Source organism: Nonomuraea sp. NPDC049624, assembly GCF_040675255.1.
GTDB lineage: Bacteria > Actinomycetota > Actinomycetes > Streptosporangiales > Streptosporangiaceae > Nonomuraea.
The window spans coordinates 573,466-588,834 of sequence record NZ_JBFAOR010000007.1 but is presented as its reverse complement, the minus strand read 5'-3'; the positions used below and the strand labels follow the sequence as shown (position 1 = coordinate 588,834).

The 15,369-nt window shown below is 73.0% G+C and carries 12 protein-coding genes; 7 read left to right on the top strand and 5 right to left on the bottom strand.

Annotation, left to right across the window (positions count from 1 at the left end):
• Window positions 1-66: 66 nt before the first annotated feature.
• Complete coding sequence (locus AB0J76_RS30620) at window positions 67-1,656, top strand: carboxylesterase family protein (protein ID WP_352325887.1); 1,590 nt, start codon at window positions 67-69, stop codon at window positions 1,654-1,656.
• On the top strand, window positions 1,653-3,209 hold the full coding sequence (locus AB0J76_RS30615; RefSeq protein WP_352325886.1) for a PQQ-binding-like beta-propeller repeat protein: 1,557 nt from the start codon (window positions 1,653-1,655) through the stop codon (window positions 3,207-3,209). The genes AB0J76_RS30620 and AB0J76_RS30615 overlap by 4 nt, the downstream gene beginning before the upstream one ends.
• Here the strand turns inward: AB0J76_RS30615 and AB0J76_RS30610 are convergent.
• Both AB0J76_RS30610 and AB0J76_RS30605 read right to left on the bottom strand, forming a co-directional pair.
• Entirely contained in the window at window positions 3,196-4,221 is a 1,026-nt protein-coding gene (locus tag AB0J76_RS30610) for a substrate-binding domain-containing protein (protein ID WP_364336868.1), read from the bottom strand. The two genes, AB0J76_RS30615 and AB0J76_RS30610, sit on opposite strands and share 14 nt — an antisense overlap.
• Window positions 4,208-6,619, bottom strand: a complete 2,412-nt coding sequence (locus AB0J76_RS30605; RefSeq protein ID WP_352328309.1) for a glycoside hydrolase family 3 N-terminal domain-containing protein — start codon at window positions 6,617-6,619, stop codon at window positions 4,208-4,210. Before AB0J76_RS30605 ends, AB0J76_RS30610 begins: the two co-directional genes overlap by 14 nt.
• Before the next feature lie 353 nt (window positions 6,620-6,972).
• Here AB0J76_RS30605 and AB0J76_RS30600 point away from each other — a divergent pair, with 353 nt between their 5' ends.
• From AB0J76_RS30600 to AB0J76_RS30590, 3 genes are read left to right on the top strand one after another with little or no spacing between them, the layout of a single operon-like run.
• Complete coding sequence (locus AB0J76_RS30600; protein ID WP_352328308.1) at window positions 6,973-8,325, top strand: extracellular solute-binding protein; 1,353 nt, start codon at window positions 6,973-6,975, stop codon at window positions 8,323-8,325.
• Window positions 8,322-9,245: a sugar ABC transporter permease gene (locus AB0J76_RS30595; protein WP_352328307.1), complete on the top strand. Its 924-nt coding sequence runs from the start codon at window positions 8,322-8,324 to the stop codon at window positions 9,243-9,245. Before AB0J76_RS30600 ends, AB0J76_RS30595 begins: the two co-directional genes overlap by 4 nt.
• A gap of 1 nt (window position 9,246) precedes the next feature.
• The gene (locus AB0J76_RS30590; RefSeq protein WP_364391278.1) at window positions 9,247-10,131 is read left to right on the top strand and encodes a carbohydrate ABC transporter permease; all 885 of its coding nucleotides are present in this window, start codon (window positions 9,247-9,249) and stop codon (window positions 10,129-10,131) included.
• Here AB0J76_RS30590 and AB0J76_RS30585 read toward each other — a convergent pair.
• The 3 genes from AB0J76_RS30585 to AB0J76_RS30575 all read right to left on the bottom strand — a co-directional run bounded on the left by AB0J76_RS30585 (window position 10,092) and on the right by AB0J76_RS30575 (window position 12,858).
• On the bottom strand, window positions 10,092-11,039 hold the full coding sequence (locus tag AB0J76_RS30585) for a lysophospholipid acyltransferase family protein (RefSeq protein ID WP_364391275.1): 948 nt from the start codon (window positions 11,037-11,039) through the stop codon (window positions 10,092-10,094). The two genes, AB0J76_RS30590 and AB0J76_RS30585, sit on opposite strands and share 40 nt — an antisense overlap.
• Window positions 11,036-11,752 (bottom strand): GNAT family N-acyltransferase, encoded by a 717-nt coding sequence (locus tag AB0J76_RS30580; RefSeq protein ID WP_352327830.1) that lies wholly within the window; start codon window positions 11,750-11,752, stop codon window positions 11,036-11,038. The genes AB0J76_RS30585 and AB0J76_RS30580 overlap by 4 nt, the downstream gene beginning before the upstream one ends.
• Before the next feature lie 101 nt (window positions 11,753-11,853).
• On the bottom strand, window positions 11,854-12,858 hold the full coding sequence (locus AB0J76_RS30575; protein WP_352327829.1) for a TerC/Alx family metal homeostasis membrane protein: 1,005 nt from the start codon (window positions 12,856-12,858) through the stop codon (window positions 11,854-11,856).
• 328 nt (window positions 12,859-13,186) lie between these two features.
• Here AB0J76_RS30575 and AB0J76_RS30570 point away from each other — a divergent pair, with 328 nt between their 5' ends.
• Entirely contained in the window at window positions 13,187-13,927 is a 741-nt protein-coding gene (locus tag AB0J76_RS30570; RefSeq protein WP_352327828.1) for a lytic polysaccharide monooxygenase, read from the top strand.
• Between the two features lie 81 nt (window positions 13,928-14,008).
• Window positions 14,009-15,367, top strand: a complete 1,359-nt coding sequence (locus tag AB0J76_RS30565; protein WP_352327827.1) for a hypothetical protein — start codon at window positions 14,009-14,011, stop codon at window positions 15,365-15,367.
• Window positions 15,368-15,369: the final 2 nt, after the last annotated feature.

Below are 15,369 nucleotides of genomic sequence, written 5' to 3'. Positions count from 1 at the left end.
GATCGGGCTGACTCGCCTTGACACGATGCGCAAGGTCCCGTGTGAATCCACCGAGGGAACTTGCGCATGTTGAAGCTCCGACCAGGGCTGAGCGCGCTCGTCGTGATCGCGTCGCTCAGCCTGACGACGCCGCCCTCGCAGGCGGCCCCGCGCGGCGCGCCCGCCTGCGCGCCCGGCACGACCGTCACCACCGACTCGGGCCAGGTGTGCGGGATCGCGGGCGAGGGCCTGCGCTCCTGGCTCGGCATCCCCTACGCCGCCCCGCCCGTCGGCGACCTGCGCTGGACGCCCGCGCGCCGGGCCACGCCCTGGCCCGGCGTGTTCTCCGGCACCGGGCGGGGCAGCCCGTGCCCGCAGGCCGAGCTGCTCGGCTCCCCCTCCGAGGACGAGGACTGCCTCAAGCTCAACGTCGCCGCCCCCGAAGGGGCGCGCGACCTGCCCGTCATGGTGGAGTTCCACGGCGGCGGCTTCCGCTACGGCGCCCCCTCCGACGGCTCCTACCTGGCGAAGGCCGGCGGCGTCGTGCACGTCGGCGTCGGCTACCGGCTGGGCGTCCTGGGCTTCCTGTCCCACCGGGCCTTCGGCCGGAACGCCGGCAACTACGCCCTGTCCGACCAGCAGGAGGCGCTGCGCTGGGTGCGGCGCAACATCGCCCGTTTCGGCGGCGACCCCGGCAACGTGACGATCTTCGGGGCCAGCGCCGGCGGGTCGAGCGTCTGCGCGCACACGGCGTCGCCGACCGCGAAGGGCCTGTTCGAGAAAGGCATCGTGCAGAGCGGCGAGTACAACTCGCTGCGCGGCGTGAACACCTTCTGGCAGCCGCAGGACTGCAAGGCCGAGCTGCCCACGCAGGCCGAGGCGCAGGCCCAGGGCGGGCGGTTCGCCGCCGCGCTCGGCTGCGAGCAGGCCGCCGACCCGGCCGCATGCCTGCGGTCCAAGCCGGTCAAGGCGCTGCTCGACCAGTCCGGCGACGGGCTCGGCCCGGACCGCGGGACGATCGCCCCCATCGTGGACGGCCGCATCCTGACGATGTCGCCGTCCCGGGCGTTCGCCAGGGGCAAGGTCAACAAGGTCGCCCTCATGCACGGCGTCGGCCGCGACGAGGTCCAGCTCCCCGCCGCGAACACCCCGGACGAGTACGAGACCCTGGTCCGCCGGCAGTACGGCCCCCTCGCCCCCGAGGTGCTCGCCCGCTACCCGCTGGCCAGGTTCCCCGCCCCGGCGGCGTTCATCGCCTACCGGACGATCGTGGCCGACAGCAACTCGGTCTGCCCTGCGCTGCTCAACGACGAACGGCTGGCCGCGCACCTGCCGGTGTACGCCTTCCAGGTGGACAACACCGACGCGCCGCCGCTGTTCTTCCTCGACCGGACCAAGCCGAACGGCGCCTTCCACATCAGCGAGGCGCCCTTCCTGTACTCCGACGTCAAGGACCTGGACGCCAACCAGCGCTCCTTCGGCGCCCAGCTCGTCGCCCAGTGGACGGGCTTCGCCCGTACCGGCGACCCGACCGCGGAGGGGACCCCGCTGTGGCCCCGGTACACCCGCACCGACCCCGCCGTCATGTCCCTGGCCCCGGCCGGTGACAGCCAGGTGACGCGGGAGATCGCCAGGCAGCACCAGTGCGCGTTCTGGAACAAGGAGGCGACCTCATGATCCGGCTGCTGACCGCGCTCTGCCTCGCACTGCTGCAGGGCCCGGCGCCCGCGCAGGCGGCGACCGGCGGCGACTGGCCCATGTGGCAGCAGGGCCCGCTGGGCTGGCGGCACAACGCGGCCGAACGCGCGATCAACCCGCGCACGGTCGGCGGCCTCGCGCTGAAGTGGGCCTTCGCCTATCCCAAGGAGGCCGGCACGCCGCGCAGCCAGCCCGCCGTCGTGGGCGACACCGTGTACTTCGGCTCCCCCGAAGGCAAGCTGTACGCCAGGGACGCCGCCACCGGCGCCGCCCGCTGGGAGTTCGACCTGGCCACCGTCGGCACCGGCCGCACCCAGGTGCAGGACGGCCCGGCCGTGGCCAGGGGCAAGGTGTACTTCGGCGACGTGCGCGGCTGGTTCTACGCCGTGGACCAGCGCACCGGCCGGCTGGCCTGGGCCCGCCGGCTCGACGACACCGTCACGGCGATCGTGACCAGCTCGCCCCTGGTCTTCGGCGACCGCGTCTACGTCGGCGTCTCCAGCGGCGAGAACATCCTCGGCAAGGAGCACGCCTGCTGCACCTTCCGCGGCCACCTCGACGCCATGGACGCCGACACCGGCCGCCCGGTCTGGCGCTTCAACACCGTCCCGAAGGCCCGCCAGGACGGCACCTGGCCCAACGGCGTCCCCCGGTACGCCCCCTCGGGCGGCGGCGTGTGGAGCTCCCCGGCCCTCGACCCGCTCACCCGCACCCTGTACGTCGGCACCGGCCAGAACTACACCGGCAGCGCCGGCCACTACGACTCGGTGCTGGCGCTGGACATCGACACCGGCCGGCCGCGCTGGACCCGGCGGATGACCGACGTGGACACCTGGCGGCTGGAGTGCTCGCTGCCCACCCCCGAGGACCGCGAGTACTGCCCGAACCTCCCCGACGGCACCGCGCTCGACTTCGACCTCGGGGCCGCGCCCAACCTGTTCAGGGCGGGCGGGCGCGCCCTGGTCGGCATCGGGCAGAAGGCGGGCGTGTACCACGTGCTCGACGCGCGTACCGGGAAGATCGTCTGGCAGCGGCAGCTGTCCAAGCCGATGCCCGGCGGCGGCCTGTCCGGCGTCCAGTGGGGCACCTCGTTCGACGGGCAGCGCCTGTACGTGGCCACGTACATGGCCCAGCCCGGCACCCTGTTCGCCCTCGACCCGGCGACCGGGCACCTGCTGTGGGAGACGCCCAACCCGGCCGACGGCTGCGCCACCGGCGGCGCGGCCCAGTACCCGAACGTCTGCCGCCTCGGCCACACCCCGGCCGTCTCCAGCACGCCCGGCCTGGTCTGGGAGGGCAGCATGGACGGCAAGATGCGGGCCTACTCGGCGCGCACCGGCGAGGTCGTGTGGGCCTACGACACCATGCAGGAGGTGCCGGGCGTCAACGGCCTGACCGGGCGCGGCGGGGCCGTCTCGGGCGGCGGCGGGGCCGTGGTGTCGCACGGCATGCTGTTCGTCCAGTCGGGGTACTCCTTCACGCCGTACCCGAACCCGTACGGGTCGGTGTTCCTGGCCTTCAGCCTTCCGTAGGCGCCGCCGGGGCGGTCGAGCCGCGCACCACCAGCTCGGTCGCCAGCTCGACGTGGTGGGAGTCGATCCGCTCGCCGGCCGCCAGCCGCAGCGCGGTGCGCAGGGCCGCCCGGCCCATCTCGCGCAGCGGCTGGCGCACGGTGGTGAGCTGCGGCGAGGCCATCCGGGCGATCTGGGTGTCGTCGAAGCCGACGATGCTCAGGTCCTCCGGGATGCGCAGGCCGCGCGACCTGGCGGCCTCCATGACCCCGAGCGCGATCTCGTCGCAGCCGGCGAAGATCGCGGTCGGGGGCTCCGGCAGGTCGAGCACGCTCGCGCCGTTGACCAGGCCGTCCTGGTAGTGGAAGTGGGCGGTGCGCACGTAGCCGGGCGGCTCGGGCGCGCCGGCCGCCTCCAGCGCCGCGCGGTAGCCGTGCAGGCGGGCCTGGTTGCAGGCCGAGGTCGGCGGGCCGCCGATGTAGGCGATGCGGCGGTGGCCCAGGGACAGCAGGTGCTGGGTGGCGGTCAGGCCGCCGGCGAAGTTCGTCGAGCCGACGCTGGTCACGCTGGTGGTCGGCAGGTTGAGCGGGTCGATCACGACCAGCGGCAGCCGGGCCCGCGTCAGCGCCCCGAGCTGCGCGCCGGTCAGCTCGCTGGTCACCACGATGAGCGCCCGCCGCCCGGCGGCCACCAGGTCGCGCGCCCAGCCGCCGGTGCGCTGGTGGCTCTTCCTGATGCTGACGACGACCGACGTCTCCAGCTCGTCGCCGGCCTCGATCGCGCCGTGGATGATCTCGGTGGAGTAGGCGTTGAGGTCGTCGTCGAACTGCACCTCGACCGTGGCGGGGCCGCCCGCCTCGCCGCGGCGCGGCGTGGCGGGCACGTAGTCGTGCTGCTGGAGCAGCGACTGCACCAGCGAACGGGTCGCCGGGGCCACGTCGCTGCGGCCGTTGAGCACCTTGGAGACGGTGGCGACGGACACGCCGGCCGAGGCCGCGACGGTGGCCAGCGTGGCGCGCCTAGGAGCCGGCATCTGTTCCTCCTCGGATCTCCACGGGTGTGACCAGCCGCCTGCCCGCGCCGGCAGGCCGCGCCGGGCCGGTCAGCCGGACCACGCCGCGGCACGGCAGGTCGGCGGCGGACGTGCCGACGAGCACCTCGACGTCTCCCGGCTCCACGACCCGCCGCAGGTCGCGCCCGGTGAAGGCGGTCCTGTCGGTGTGGACGAGGAAGGAGACCCGCCTGCTCTCGCCCGGTTCGAGGCGGACCCTGGCGAAGCCGGTGAGCTGCTTCACCGGCCTGGTGACCTGGGCGAGGACGTCGTGCAGGTAGAGCTGCACGACCTCGTCGCCCGCCCGGCCGCCGGTGTTGGCGACGCGGACCGAGACGGTGAACTCGCCGTCGGTCGGCACCTCGGCGGCGCTGATCCGCAGGTCGCCGACCTCGAAGGTGGTGTAGGAGCGGCCGTGCCCGAAGGGGAACAGCGGGGTGGGATCGAGGTTGCTGATGCCCTTGCTGTCGGCTCCGAGCGGGGGCTGCAGGTAGGTGCCCGGCTGCCCGCCAGGATGGCGGGGTATCTGCACGGGAAGCTTGCCTCCAGGCTGGACACGACCGCTCAGTATACCGGCGATCGCCCCGCCGCCCTCCTCTCCCGGCATGAACGCCTGGACCAGCCCGGCGGCGCCGTCGTGCACCTCGCCCAGCGCGTACGGGCGGCCGGAGACGACCACCACGACGACCGGCGTGCCCGTCGCGAACAGCTCGGCCAGCAGGTCGGCCTGGAGGCCGGGCAGCCGCAGGTCCTCGGCGTCGCAGCCCTCGCCCGACGTGCCCTGGCCGAACAGCCCGGCCAGGTCGCCCACGACCGCGACGCACAGATCGGCCGCGCGGGCGGCGGCGGCCGCCGAGGCGAACCCGGACCGGTCGCCGCCCTGGACCGCGCACCCCGGCTCGTGCACGATCTCGGCGCCGGGCAGCTCGGCGCGCAGCGCGTCCAGCACGGTCGGGGCCTCGACGCCCAGCCCGAGCCCGGGGTAGCGGGGCAGCACGTGGTTGGGGAAGGCGTAGCAGCCCATGAACGTGCGCGGGTCGTCGGCGCACGGGCCGACGACGGCGATCCGGCCGAGGTCCGCGCTCAGCGGCAGCGCGGTCCCGGCGTCCAGCAGCACGATCGAGCGTTCGGCCAGCTCGCGGGCGAGCGCGCGGTTGGCGGCCGAGTCCAGCTCGACGTCCTGCGCGCCGGCGACCGAGCCCTCCGGCGTCCAGCCGGGGTCGAGCAGGCCGAGCTGCACCTTCTGGGTGAGCAGCCGGCGCGCGGCGCGGTCGATCAGCGACTCGGGCAGCTCGCCCCGGCGCACCCGCTCGACCAGGTGGGCGCCGAAGCCGAGGGTGTCGGGCAGCTCGACGTCCACGCCGGCGGCCAGCGCCTGCGCACCCGCGTCCGCCGGATCGGCGGCCACCTGGTGCATGGTCGCCAGGAACGGGACCGCCCAGTAGTCGGACACGACGGTGCCGGTGAACCCCCACTCCTCGCGCAGCAGCTCGGTCAGCAGCCAGGAGTCGACGGCGGCGGGCACGCCGTCCACGTCGGAGTAGGAGTTCATCACCGAGCGGGCGCCGCCCAGGGTGATCGCCGCCTCGAACGGCGGCAGGATCATGTCCATCAGCTCGCGGCGGCCCATCGGGACCGGGCCGTGGTTGCGGGCGGCCCGCGAGGCCGAGTACCCGGCGAAGTGCTTGAGCGTGGCGATCACGCCGGCGCTCTCCAGGCCGCGCACGTACGCCGCGCCGAGCATCGAGACGAGGTACGGGTCCTCCCCCATCGTCTCCTCGACCCGGCCCCACCGGTAGTCACGGACCACGTCGAGCACCGGGGACAGGCCCTGGTGGGCGCCCACGGCGCGCATGTCCCGCCCGATGGCCGCGGCCATGCGCTCGACCAGGCCGGGGTCGAAGGTGGCGGCCCAGGCGATGGCCGCCGGGTAGACGGTGGCGCCGTAGGTGGTGAAACCGGTCAGGCATTCCTCGTGCACGAGGGCGGGGATGCCCAGCCTGGACAGTCCGACGACCTCGCGTTGCAGCCGCACCACCTCGGCGGCGCCCTCGGCCACCGTCACCGGGACGCTGCCGAACACCCGGGTCAGGTGGCCGAGCCCGTGCCGGGCGGCCTCGCCCAGGGGCACGGTGCCGGAGGCGGCGAAAACGTCCTGCATGGGGGCCACGTTGTGGGTGCCCGTGCCGTCCGGGTCGGGGGCGGGCGCGGCCTCCTCGTGCGCCATGTCGTTGCCCACCCACCGGCTGCCGAGCTGGGCGACCTTCTCCTCCAGCGTCAACTCCTGAAGGAGGGCCTCGACGCGCTCGGCCACGGGAAGCGCCGGGTCCAGCCACGGACCGAGGACCCGATCCGCCGGGGTCCGATCTAGAGCCGTCATGAACTGCACTCCTTCAAGAGTTCTGCCGCAAAATTTCGAAATGTTTCGGAGCTGGGCCTGCCACCTGCACAATGCCGCAACTGGCGCAGAATAGCCAGCTAGATGCCCGCGCGAGATTACTACACAGGACCGCCCGGCGCCCAGATCCGGTTTCCGGGACAGGGTCTTGACAGGGTAATGGTCGAAATCTAGATTGACGTGCCGCGCGGTCATGTCGCAAATGTTTCGACTAGTTCACTCAACGGCGAGCGGACGAGCGGCATTGGGGGGTTTGCCGATCCGACCGCCGGCCAACGCGTCCCAAGGACAACCGAGCCGCGGCCAGGCCACGGCATTCGAGTACGGAGATCAGCGTGGAGACCAGGACAACCTCTCGCCGCACCTTCCTCAGCCTCTCGATGGGGCTGCCCCTGGGAGCCGCGCTCGCCGCCTGCGGCACGTCGGGCCCCACCCGCGCGGGTGGCGGCGGCCCGACCGGCGGTGGCGGCGGCGGCGCCAAGGCCACCTACTGGTACCTGTCGGTCGAGCCGCAGGAAGGCGTGCGCCGCCGGGCGATCGAGCGCTTCAACAAGGCGAACCCCACCACCCAGATCGAGGGCACGGCGTTCCAGAACGACGCCTACAAGACCAAGATCAAGACGGCCATCGGCGCCGGCCAGGCCCCCACGCTGATCTGGGGCTGGGGCGGCGGCACGCTGCGCAGCTACGTGCAGGCGGGCCAGGTCGAGGACCTCACGTCCTGGTTCTCCGAGAACGCCGCCGTCAAGGACCGGCTGTTCCCCTCCTCCTTCGGCGCGGCCACCGTGGACGGCAAGATCTACGCGATGCCGTGCGAGACCGTGCAGCCGATCGTCCTGTACTACAACAAGGAGGTCCTGGAGAAGGTCGGCGTGCAGCCGCCGACGACCTGGGGCGAGATCATGGACATCGTGCCCAAGATCAACGCCAAGGGCATCGCGCCGTTCTCGCTCGGCGGGCAGTCGCGCTGGACCAACATGATGTGGCTGGAGTTCCTGTTCGACCGGATCGGCGGCCCCGAGGTGTTCCAGGCGGTGTTCGAGGGCCAGAAGGACGCCTGGTCCCACCCCGCCGCCCTCGACGCCCTGACCAAGATGCAGGACCTGATCAAGGCGAACGGCTTCATCAAGGGCTTCTCCTCCATCACCGCCGACTCCAACGCCGACCAGGCGCTGCTCTACACCGGCAAGGCCGCGATGATGCTGCACGGCGGCTGGACGTACGGCGGCATGAAGAACGACGGCGGCGACTTCGTCCCCGGCGGCCACCTCGGCTACATGAACTTCCCGCCCGTGGACGGCGGCAAGGGCGACCCGAGCAACACCGTCGGCAACCCCGGCCAGTACCTGTCGATCTCCGCCAAGGCCACGCCCGAGCAGAAGGAGATCGCCAAGAAGTTCTTCACCAGCGGCGTGCTCGACCAGACCGAGGTCAAGGAGTGGGCGGACACGGGGGCCGTCCCGATCGTCAAGGGCGCCGACGCCGCCTTCGCCTCCTCCCCCGACGCCGAGTTCCTGAAGTTCGTCTACGGCATCGCCAGCAACGCCAAGACCTTCGCCCAGTCGTGGGACCAGGCGCTCAGCCCGACCGCCGCCGAAGTGCTGCTGGACAACATCGCCAAGCTGTTCCAGCTGTCCATCTCGCCGCAGCAGTTCCAGACGAACATGAACGCGGTCATCGGCAAGTGAGCGTGATCCCGATCCCCGCCGGGCGGCGGGCGCCGGCGGCGGCCGGGCGAGGGGGCCGCGGCTCCCTCGCCTGGCTGGCCGTCCCGGCGTTGCTGCTCTTCGTCGCCTTCGGCGTGATCCCGCTGGCCGGGGTCCTCGTCCTCAGCTTCACCTCCTGGGACGGGCTCGGCGACATCGGCTTCGCCGGCCTGTCGAGCTGGCAGGCCGTGCTCGCCGATCCCGGGCTGCCGCACGCGCTGTGGGTGACGTTCCTGGTGATGGCCGCGTCCTGGGCGGTGCAGACGCCGGCCAGCATCCTGCTCGGGGTGTTCCTGGCCGGTCAGCAGCGCTATCGGGCCGTGCTGTCGGTGTTCTACTTCATCCCGCTGCTGCTCAGCTCGGCCGCCATCGCCATCACCTACAAGGCGCTGCTCGACCCGAACTTCGGGCTCGGCGCCGGGCTCGGCCTGGACCTGCTGGCCCAGGACTGGCTGGGCGAGCCCGTCCTCGCCTTCAGCGTGGTGATCTTCGTGGTGTCGTGGCAGTTCATCCCGTTCCACTCGCTGATCTACCAGGGCGGCGTGCGGCAGATCCCGCGCTCGATGTACGAGGCCGCCCAACTCGACGGCGCGGGCCGGGTGCGCACGTTCTTCAGCATCACGCTGCCGCAGCTCAAGTACACGATCATCACGTCCTCCACGCTGATGGTGGTCGGGTCGCTGACGTTCTTCGACCTGATCTTCGTGCTGACCGCCGGCGGTCCCGGCGACGCCACCCGGGTGCTCGCCCTGGACATGTACAAGCGGGGGTTCCAGGCCAACCTGATGGGACCGGCCAGCGCGATCGCGGTCATCCTCGTCCTCGTGGGCCTGGCGCTGGCGCTGCTGCTGCGCCGCCTGGGCGGCCGCGACGCCGCGGCGAGCCAGCTGGAAGGGGCCTGACATGGCGACCACGCTGACGAAACCGGCGCGGCGGGCCGCCGAGGCGTCCCGGCGGGCGGGCGGGCCGGCCGCCGCCCGCCGCAACTGGGTGGCCGGGGTGGCCGGGTGGATCTGGCTGGCGATCGTGGTGGTCCCGATCTACTGGATCGTCATCACCAGCTTCAAGGAGCAGAGCTCCTACTACGCCTCCAACCCGCTGGCGCCGCCGGCGGAGCCGACGCTGGGGGCCTACAGGCTGGTGCTGGAGTCGGACTTCGCGCTGTACTTCCTCAACAGCCTCCTCGTCACCCTCGGCGCGGTGATCCCGGCCGTCGGGGTGTCGTTCATGGCGGCGTACGCGATCGTGCGCGGCGGCGGGCGGTTCCTGCGCGGGGTGAACTCGCTGTTCCTCATGGGGCTGGCGATCCCGCTCCAGGCCACGATCATCCCGATCTACCTGATCATCATCCGGCTGCACCTGTACGACTCGCTGCTGGGCATGATCCTGCCCTCCATCGCGTTCGCGATCCCGCTGTCGGTGCTGGTGCTGTCCAACTTCATCAGGGACGTGCCCAAGGAGCTGTTCGAGTCGATGCGGCTGGACGGCGCCACCGACTGGGGCATGCTCTGGCGGCTGACGTTCCCGCTGACCCGCCCGGCCGTGGTGACGGTGACCATCTACAACGCGCTGACGATCTGGAACGGCTTCCTGCTGCCGCTGATCCTGACCCAGAGCCCGGACAAGCGCACGCTGCCGCTGGCGTTGTGGACGTTCCAGGGCCAGTACAGCGTGAACGTGCCCGCCGTGCTGGCCTCGGTCGTCCTGACCACGCTGCCCATCCTGATCCTCTACGTGGTGGGCCGCCGTCAGCTGCTCAGCGGGCTGACCGCGGGCTTCGGCAAGTGAGCGACGGCCCTCCCCCGCTCCTGCCGGGGAGGGCCGTCCGCCGCGGCGCGCACCAGGGCCTCGGCGGTCCCGGCCAGGGCGGCGCGCGCCCGCGGCCGACCGGCCGGCGGCGCGGCGCGCAGGGGCGCCAGCAGGCGCACCTCGACGGCCAGCCGCCGGGTCGCGGCCACCCGCAGCACCGAGGCGAGCAGCGAGTCCTCGCCCACGTAGCAGGCGCGGGTCGAGGGCCGGCCGTCCTCGCGGTAGCGCAGCGCGGCGGGCCGTACGGCGGCGCCCGCGTCGATCGCCGCCTGGAACACCGCCGGCCGGAAGTCGCCCATGCCGAGCCCGCACCACGTGGTGCCCTCGGGGAAGGCCACGACGGAGTCGCCCGCCCGCAGCGCCGCGGCCACGGCGGCGACCGCCGACGGCAGCGCGGACAGGCGTTCCCTGTCGATGAACAGCGCGCCCGAGCCCGCGGCCAGCGTGCGGACGGCCGGCCAGGCGGCGATCTCCCGCTTGGCCAGCGGGCGCGAGGGCACGGCGGCCGCGATGACCAGCGGGTCCAGCCACGACACGTGATTGGCCACGACCAGCTCCCCGGCCTCCCCACGTCCCCCTGAACCCGCGGCCCCGCCCCCCACCCCGGCCGCATTCGGCGGCCGGGTCGCCTCCGCCGCCTCCTCGGCGACGAGGTCCAGACGGATGCCCAGGGCGCGCAGCAGCAGCCGGGCCCACGTTCCGGTGACGCGCGCCCGCACGGCCGGGCCGGCGTGGCGGAGGGACAGCGCCACCGGCACCCCGGCCAGCACCACCACGGCCGCGGCGAGCAGCCGCAGCGCCCGGCGGGCCGCCCCCGCCGCGACGACCGCCGCACCCACGCACATGTCCGGCGTGCACGGGCCCGTACGCAGCCACGGGCCGGTCACGGCGTCCCGCCCAGGAAGTGACGCAGGTAGCGGGTGTTCACCTGGGCCATCGAGAGCAACACGAAGAAGTCGGCCGTGCCGAAGTCCCGGTCGTGCGCGGGCGGCCCGCACACCCACGCGCCCAGCCGCAGGTAGCCGCGGAGCAGCGCGGGCGGCACGAACCGGTCGGAGCGCGGCGCGCCGCCGTCCGCCCAGGGCACGTACGGCGTGACCCGGTGCTGCTCGGGGCCGAGCGGCACCCGCCCGGCCACCCCGGCCGCCAGCGCGCCGCCGTCGTCGAGCGGCACCGAGCAGCAGCCGGCCAGCCACTGGTGGCCGCCGCTCACCATGTACCGGGCGATCCCGGCCCACATCAGCGCGACCACCGCGCCGTCCCGGTGGTCCGGGTGCACGGTGGTACGTCCTGCTTCGACGAGGTCATTGCGGATGGGGGCGAGGGCCCGCAGGTCGAACTCGCCGTCGGAGTAGAGCCGGTCGGACCGCCCCGGCGGCAGCAGCCGGTACGTCCCCACCACCCGCCGCCCCTCCCGCACCAGGAGGTGGTCGCAGTAGGCGTCGAACCGGTCCACGTCGAGGCCGGAGACCGGGCTGTCGAGCCGCGCCCCCATCTCCTCGGCGAAGACCTCGTACCGCAGCCGCTGGGCCGCCTGGAGGTCGGCGGGGCTCGTGGCCATGCCGACCGTGTACCGGCTCGTGTCAAGAGAGATCGTCATGGGCGCGGGGTCCTTCCCTGAAAGCGTCTCGCGACCATGTCGTCATGCCGACATGACGGCGGGCTCTCTCGTCGGGGGCACCCAGGCGTCGGAGCGGTGAACTAGCTCGCGGCCTCCTTCTCGCGGTCGCGGCGGTTGGCGTACAGGCTGGTCAGGGTGACCGTGGTCAGGACGGCGACGATCACGCCGAGCGAGGCGAGCGTCGGGATCTGCGGCATCCAGTCCCAGACGCCGTGCGCCCAGTGCAGGACGAGCTTGACCCCGATGAAGGCCAGGATGACGCTCAGCCCGTGGTTGAGGTGGCGCAGCTTGGTCAGGACGCCCTGCAGCACGAAGTACAGCGCCCGCAGGCCCATCAGCGCGAAGGCGTTGGTGGCGAAGACCAGGAACGGGTCCTCGGTCACGCCGTACACGGCCGGCACGGAGTCCACGGCGAAGACGATGTCAGTCCCCAGGACGGCGACGGCGGCCAGGGCCAGCGGCGTCAGGGCCAGCCGCCCGCCCTCGCGCACGGCCAGCCGGGAGCCGCGGTAGTCGTCGGTGACCGGCATGAACCGGCGCACCAGCCGGACGCTGCGCATGTTGGAGATGTCCACCTGCTGCTCGTGGCCGCCGAGCACGTCCTTGAGGATCTTCCCGGCGGTGACGATGAGGATCGCGCCGAACAGCAGGAACGCCCACGTGCCGCTCTGCAGGGCGGCGGCGCCGAGCCAGATGAAGACGCCGCGCAGGACGAGCGCGCCGACGATCCCGTACAGCAGGACCTGCCGGGCCAGCGCGGGCGGGACGGCGAAGGCGGCCAGCAGCAACATGAACACGAACAGGTTGTCCACCGACAACGACTTCTCCACCACGAACCCGGTGAAGAACTCCACGGCGACGCCGCCGCCGTGGTCCGCCCACAGGTAGCAGCCGAAGATCACCGGCAGCACCAGGTAGAACACCGACCAGCCGGCCGCCTCGCGCATGCGGACCTCGTGCGGGCGTCTGGTCAGCAGAAGATCCAGCGCCAGCAGCAGCACGAGCCCGGCGATCGCGACCAGCCAGAGAGTGGGCGTGGCGATGGTGGTCAGGGCGGGGGCAGCCTGCAATGTGCCCGGGGGCATGGGTCCTCCTCGAACGCGCGTCATCGTTCGAGGTCTCCTTCGCCCGTGCGCCGATCGCGCGGGCGGCCGCCCGGGGACGTCTGGGACGTCCGTACTGACCGGGCCGGCGCTTGCGAAGTACTCCCCTCGGCACCCTCAGCCTAGGCTAAGTCACGACATGTCACCACCTGTTGGGCGGCCCCGTCTGCCATCAGGCGCAGGGCCCTCGCCACCGGCGGAAGGTGACGACCACCTGACTGGCGGGCGGAAAAGCGCTGACTGGGCCATTTACCGTTAGGAAACTTTCCTTTATATTTGGGAGCATCCCCCAGCATGAAGGAACGGTGACATGCGCAGAGTATGGACCTTCTTAGCCATGGCGGCGGTCTCCGTCGCCACCGTCGTCGCCCTCTCCCCGCCGGCCTCGGCGCACGGTTACATCTCCGACCCGCCCAGCCGCCAGGCCAACTGCGCGGCCGGCAAGGTCAAGAACTGCGGCCAGATCATCTGGGAGCCGCAGAGCGTCGAGGGGCCCAAGGGCCTGCGCAACTGCAGCGGCGGTGACCCCCGGTGGGCCCCGCTGGACGACGACAGCAAGGCCTGGCCCGCCGCGTCCGTCGGCGACACGGTCAACTTCAAGTGGCTCATCGAGGCCCGGCACGCCACCAGCACGTGGGAGTACTACGTCGGCGGCACAAGGATCGCGGTCTTCGACGACCACGGCAGGCAACCGGGCTCCACGGTGACCCACTCGGTCAGCCTGGGCGGCCGGACCGGGCGCATCAAGCTGCTGGCCATCTGGAACATCGCCGACACCGAGAACGCCTTCTACAACTGCGTCGACCTGCAGGTGGGCCCCGGCGGCCCGACGCCGACCCCCACCGCCACCCCGACGCCGACCCCCACGCCCACCCCGACCCCCACGGTGACCCCGACCCAGGGCCCGACCGGCAACTGGACGGCGGGCACCGCGTACAAGTCGGGCGACCAGGTGGTCTACAACAACGTCACCTACCGCTGCCTCCAGCCGCACACGGCGCTGCCCGGCTGGGAGCCGCCGAACGTGCCCGCCCTGTGGCAACGGGTGTGATCGTCTAGCTCCGGTGCGCGGGGGCGGTGCGGTCGGCCATGATGGACGGGCCGGCCGCACCCCCCTTCCGGAAGGACGTCCATGAAGCGACCTCTCCTCGCCGTCGGCGTCGTCGCCGGGGTGGCGGCGGCCGTCTGGGGAGTAGTCCTGCTGCTGTCGGCGACGGCCGAGCAGTCTCCGGCCAGGCAGCGACTGGCCGTCGCCCCGCTGGTCGTGCGCGACAGCGTGATCGTCGACGGCGGCGGCCAGGTCGTCGAGAAGCTCGCCGCCGACTGCGCGGCCAGCCGCCACCCCGCCTTCTGCCGCCGGGTGCACGACGAGCTGACCGCGATCGATCCGCGGCTGCTCACCCGGGGCGGCCTGATCGTGGCGACCACCCTCGACCCGCGGGCGCAGCGGGCGGCGCAGCGGGCCGTCGAGGCGCGGGTGCGCCCCGGGGACACGCCGGTCGCCGTCGAGGCCATGGTGGCGCCGGGCGGCGGCGAGATCAGGGCGCTGGCGGCCAGCCGCGGCGAGGGCGCGCACGCCCTGCCCCAGGGCTCCACGGCGATGGCGTACACGCTGGCCGCGGCGCTGTCGGGCGGCTTCCGCTACGACGACGGCTTCCCCCGCGCCCGCTCCTTCCAGGCCACCGGCTACGCCTCCTTCACCAACTGCAGGGGCGAGAACGTCGGCGACCCCGCCCACACGATCATCGGCCCCGGCGGCGACGACGGCGGCGCGTTCACCACCCTGCGCTCGGCCGCCCGCGCCGTGCCGAACCCGTTCTTCCTGCGGCTGGAGGAGCGGGTGGGCCTCTGCCGGACCGTGCGCATGGCGCAGCGGCTCGGCCTCGCCCGCCGCGACGGGACACCGCTGCAGGAGTACGAGACGTTCACGCTCGGCATCAACGAGGCGGACACCGTCACCGTCGCCGCCACCTACGCCACGCTGGCCGCCCACGGCCTGCGCTGCGCGCCGAGGGCGGTCAAGGAGGTCCGCGACGGCTCCGGCAAGGTCCTGCACGCCCTCGCCCCGCGGTGCGAGCAGGTTCTGGACGCGGCCGTCGCCGACGCGGTGACCGGCCTGCTGCGGACCGGCGGGCTCGGCCGCGACGCGGCGGGCCTGGCGGGCAGGATCCCCGACTTCCGGTCGGCCTGGTACGCCGGTTACACCCCCGACCTGGCCACCGCCGTCAGCCTCGGGTTCCCCGACGAGTCCGAGCCCCGCACGTTCCCCGACGGGTCCCAGCGGCGCCCGCCCACCGCCGGGCCCGATCGGCCCACGCTCACCGGCCTGACCGTCGGCGGACGCCGCTACGACACCGTGGACGGCACCACCGTCCCCGGCCCCATCTGGCGCGCCTCGATGGCCGAGGCGCTGCGCGGGGCGCCGAAGTCCCGCTTCCCGGAGCCGGACGAGGCCCGCTTCGGCGGCTGCCGCCTGGCCTGCCCGCAGTAGGG

Excerpts from the sequence above, each read along its gene's own strand:
- AB0J76_RS30610 (WP_364336868.1), bottom strand. The coding sequence starts at position 4,221 with ATGCCGGCTCCTAGGCGCGCCACGCTGGCCACCGTCGCGGCCTCGGCC.
- AB0J76_RS30565 (WP_352327827.1), top strand. The coding sequence starts at position 14,009 with ATGAAGCGACCTCTCCTCGCCGTCGGCGTCGTCGCCGGGGTGGCGGCG.
- AB0J76_RS30580 (WP_352327830.1), bottom strand. The coding sequence starts at position 11,752 with ATGACGATCTCTCTTGACACGAGCCGGTACACGGTCGGCATGGCCACG.
- AB0J76_RS30570 (WP_352327828.1), top strand. The coding sequence starts at position 13,187 with ATGCGCAGAGTATGGACCTTCTTAGCCATGGCGGCGGTCTCCGTCGCC.
- AB0J76_RS30575 (WP_352327829.1), bottom strand. The coding sequence starts at position 12,858 with ATGCCCCCGGGCACATTGCAGGCTGCCCCCGCCCTGACCACCATCGCC.
- AB0J76_RS30590 (WP_364391278.1), top strand. The coding sequence starts at position 9,247 with ATGGCGACCACGCTGACGAAACCGGCGCGGCGGGCCGCCGAGGCGTCC.
- AB0J76_RS30605 (WP_352328309.1), bottom strand. The coding sequence starts at position 6,619 with ATGACGGCTCTAGATCGGACCCCGGCGGATCGGGTCCTCGGTCCGTGG.
- AB0J76_RS30620 (WP_352325887.1), top strand. The coding sequence starts at position 67 with ATGTTGAAGCTCCGACCAGGGCTGAGCGCGCTCGTCGTGATCGCGTCG.
- AB0J76_RS30615 (WP_352325886.1), top strand. The coding sequence starts at position 1,653 with ATGATCCGGCTGCTGACCGCGCTCTGCCTCGCACTGCTGCAGGGCCCG.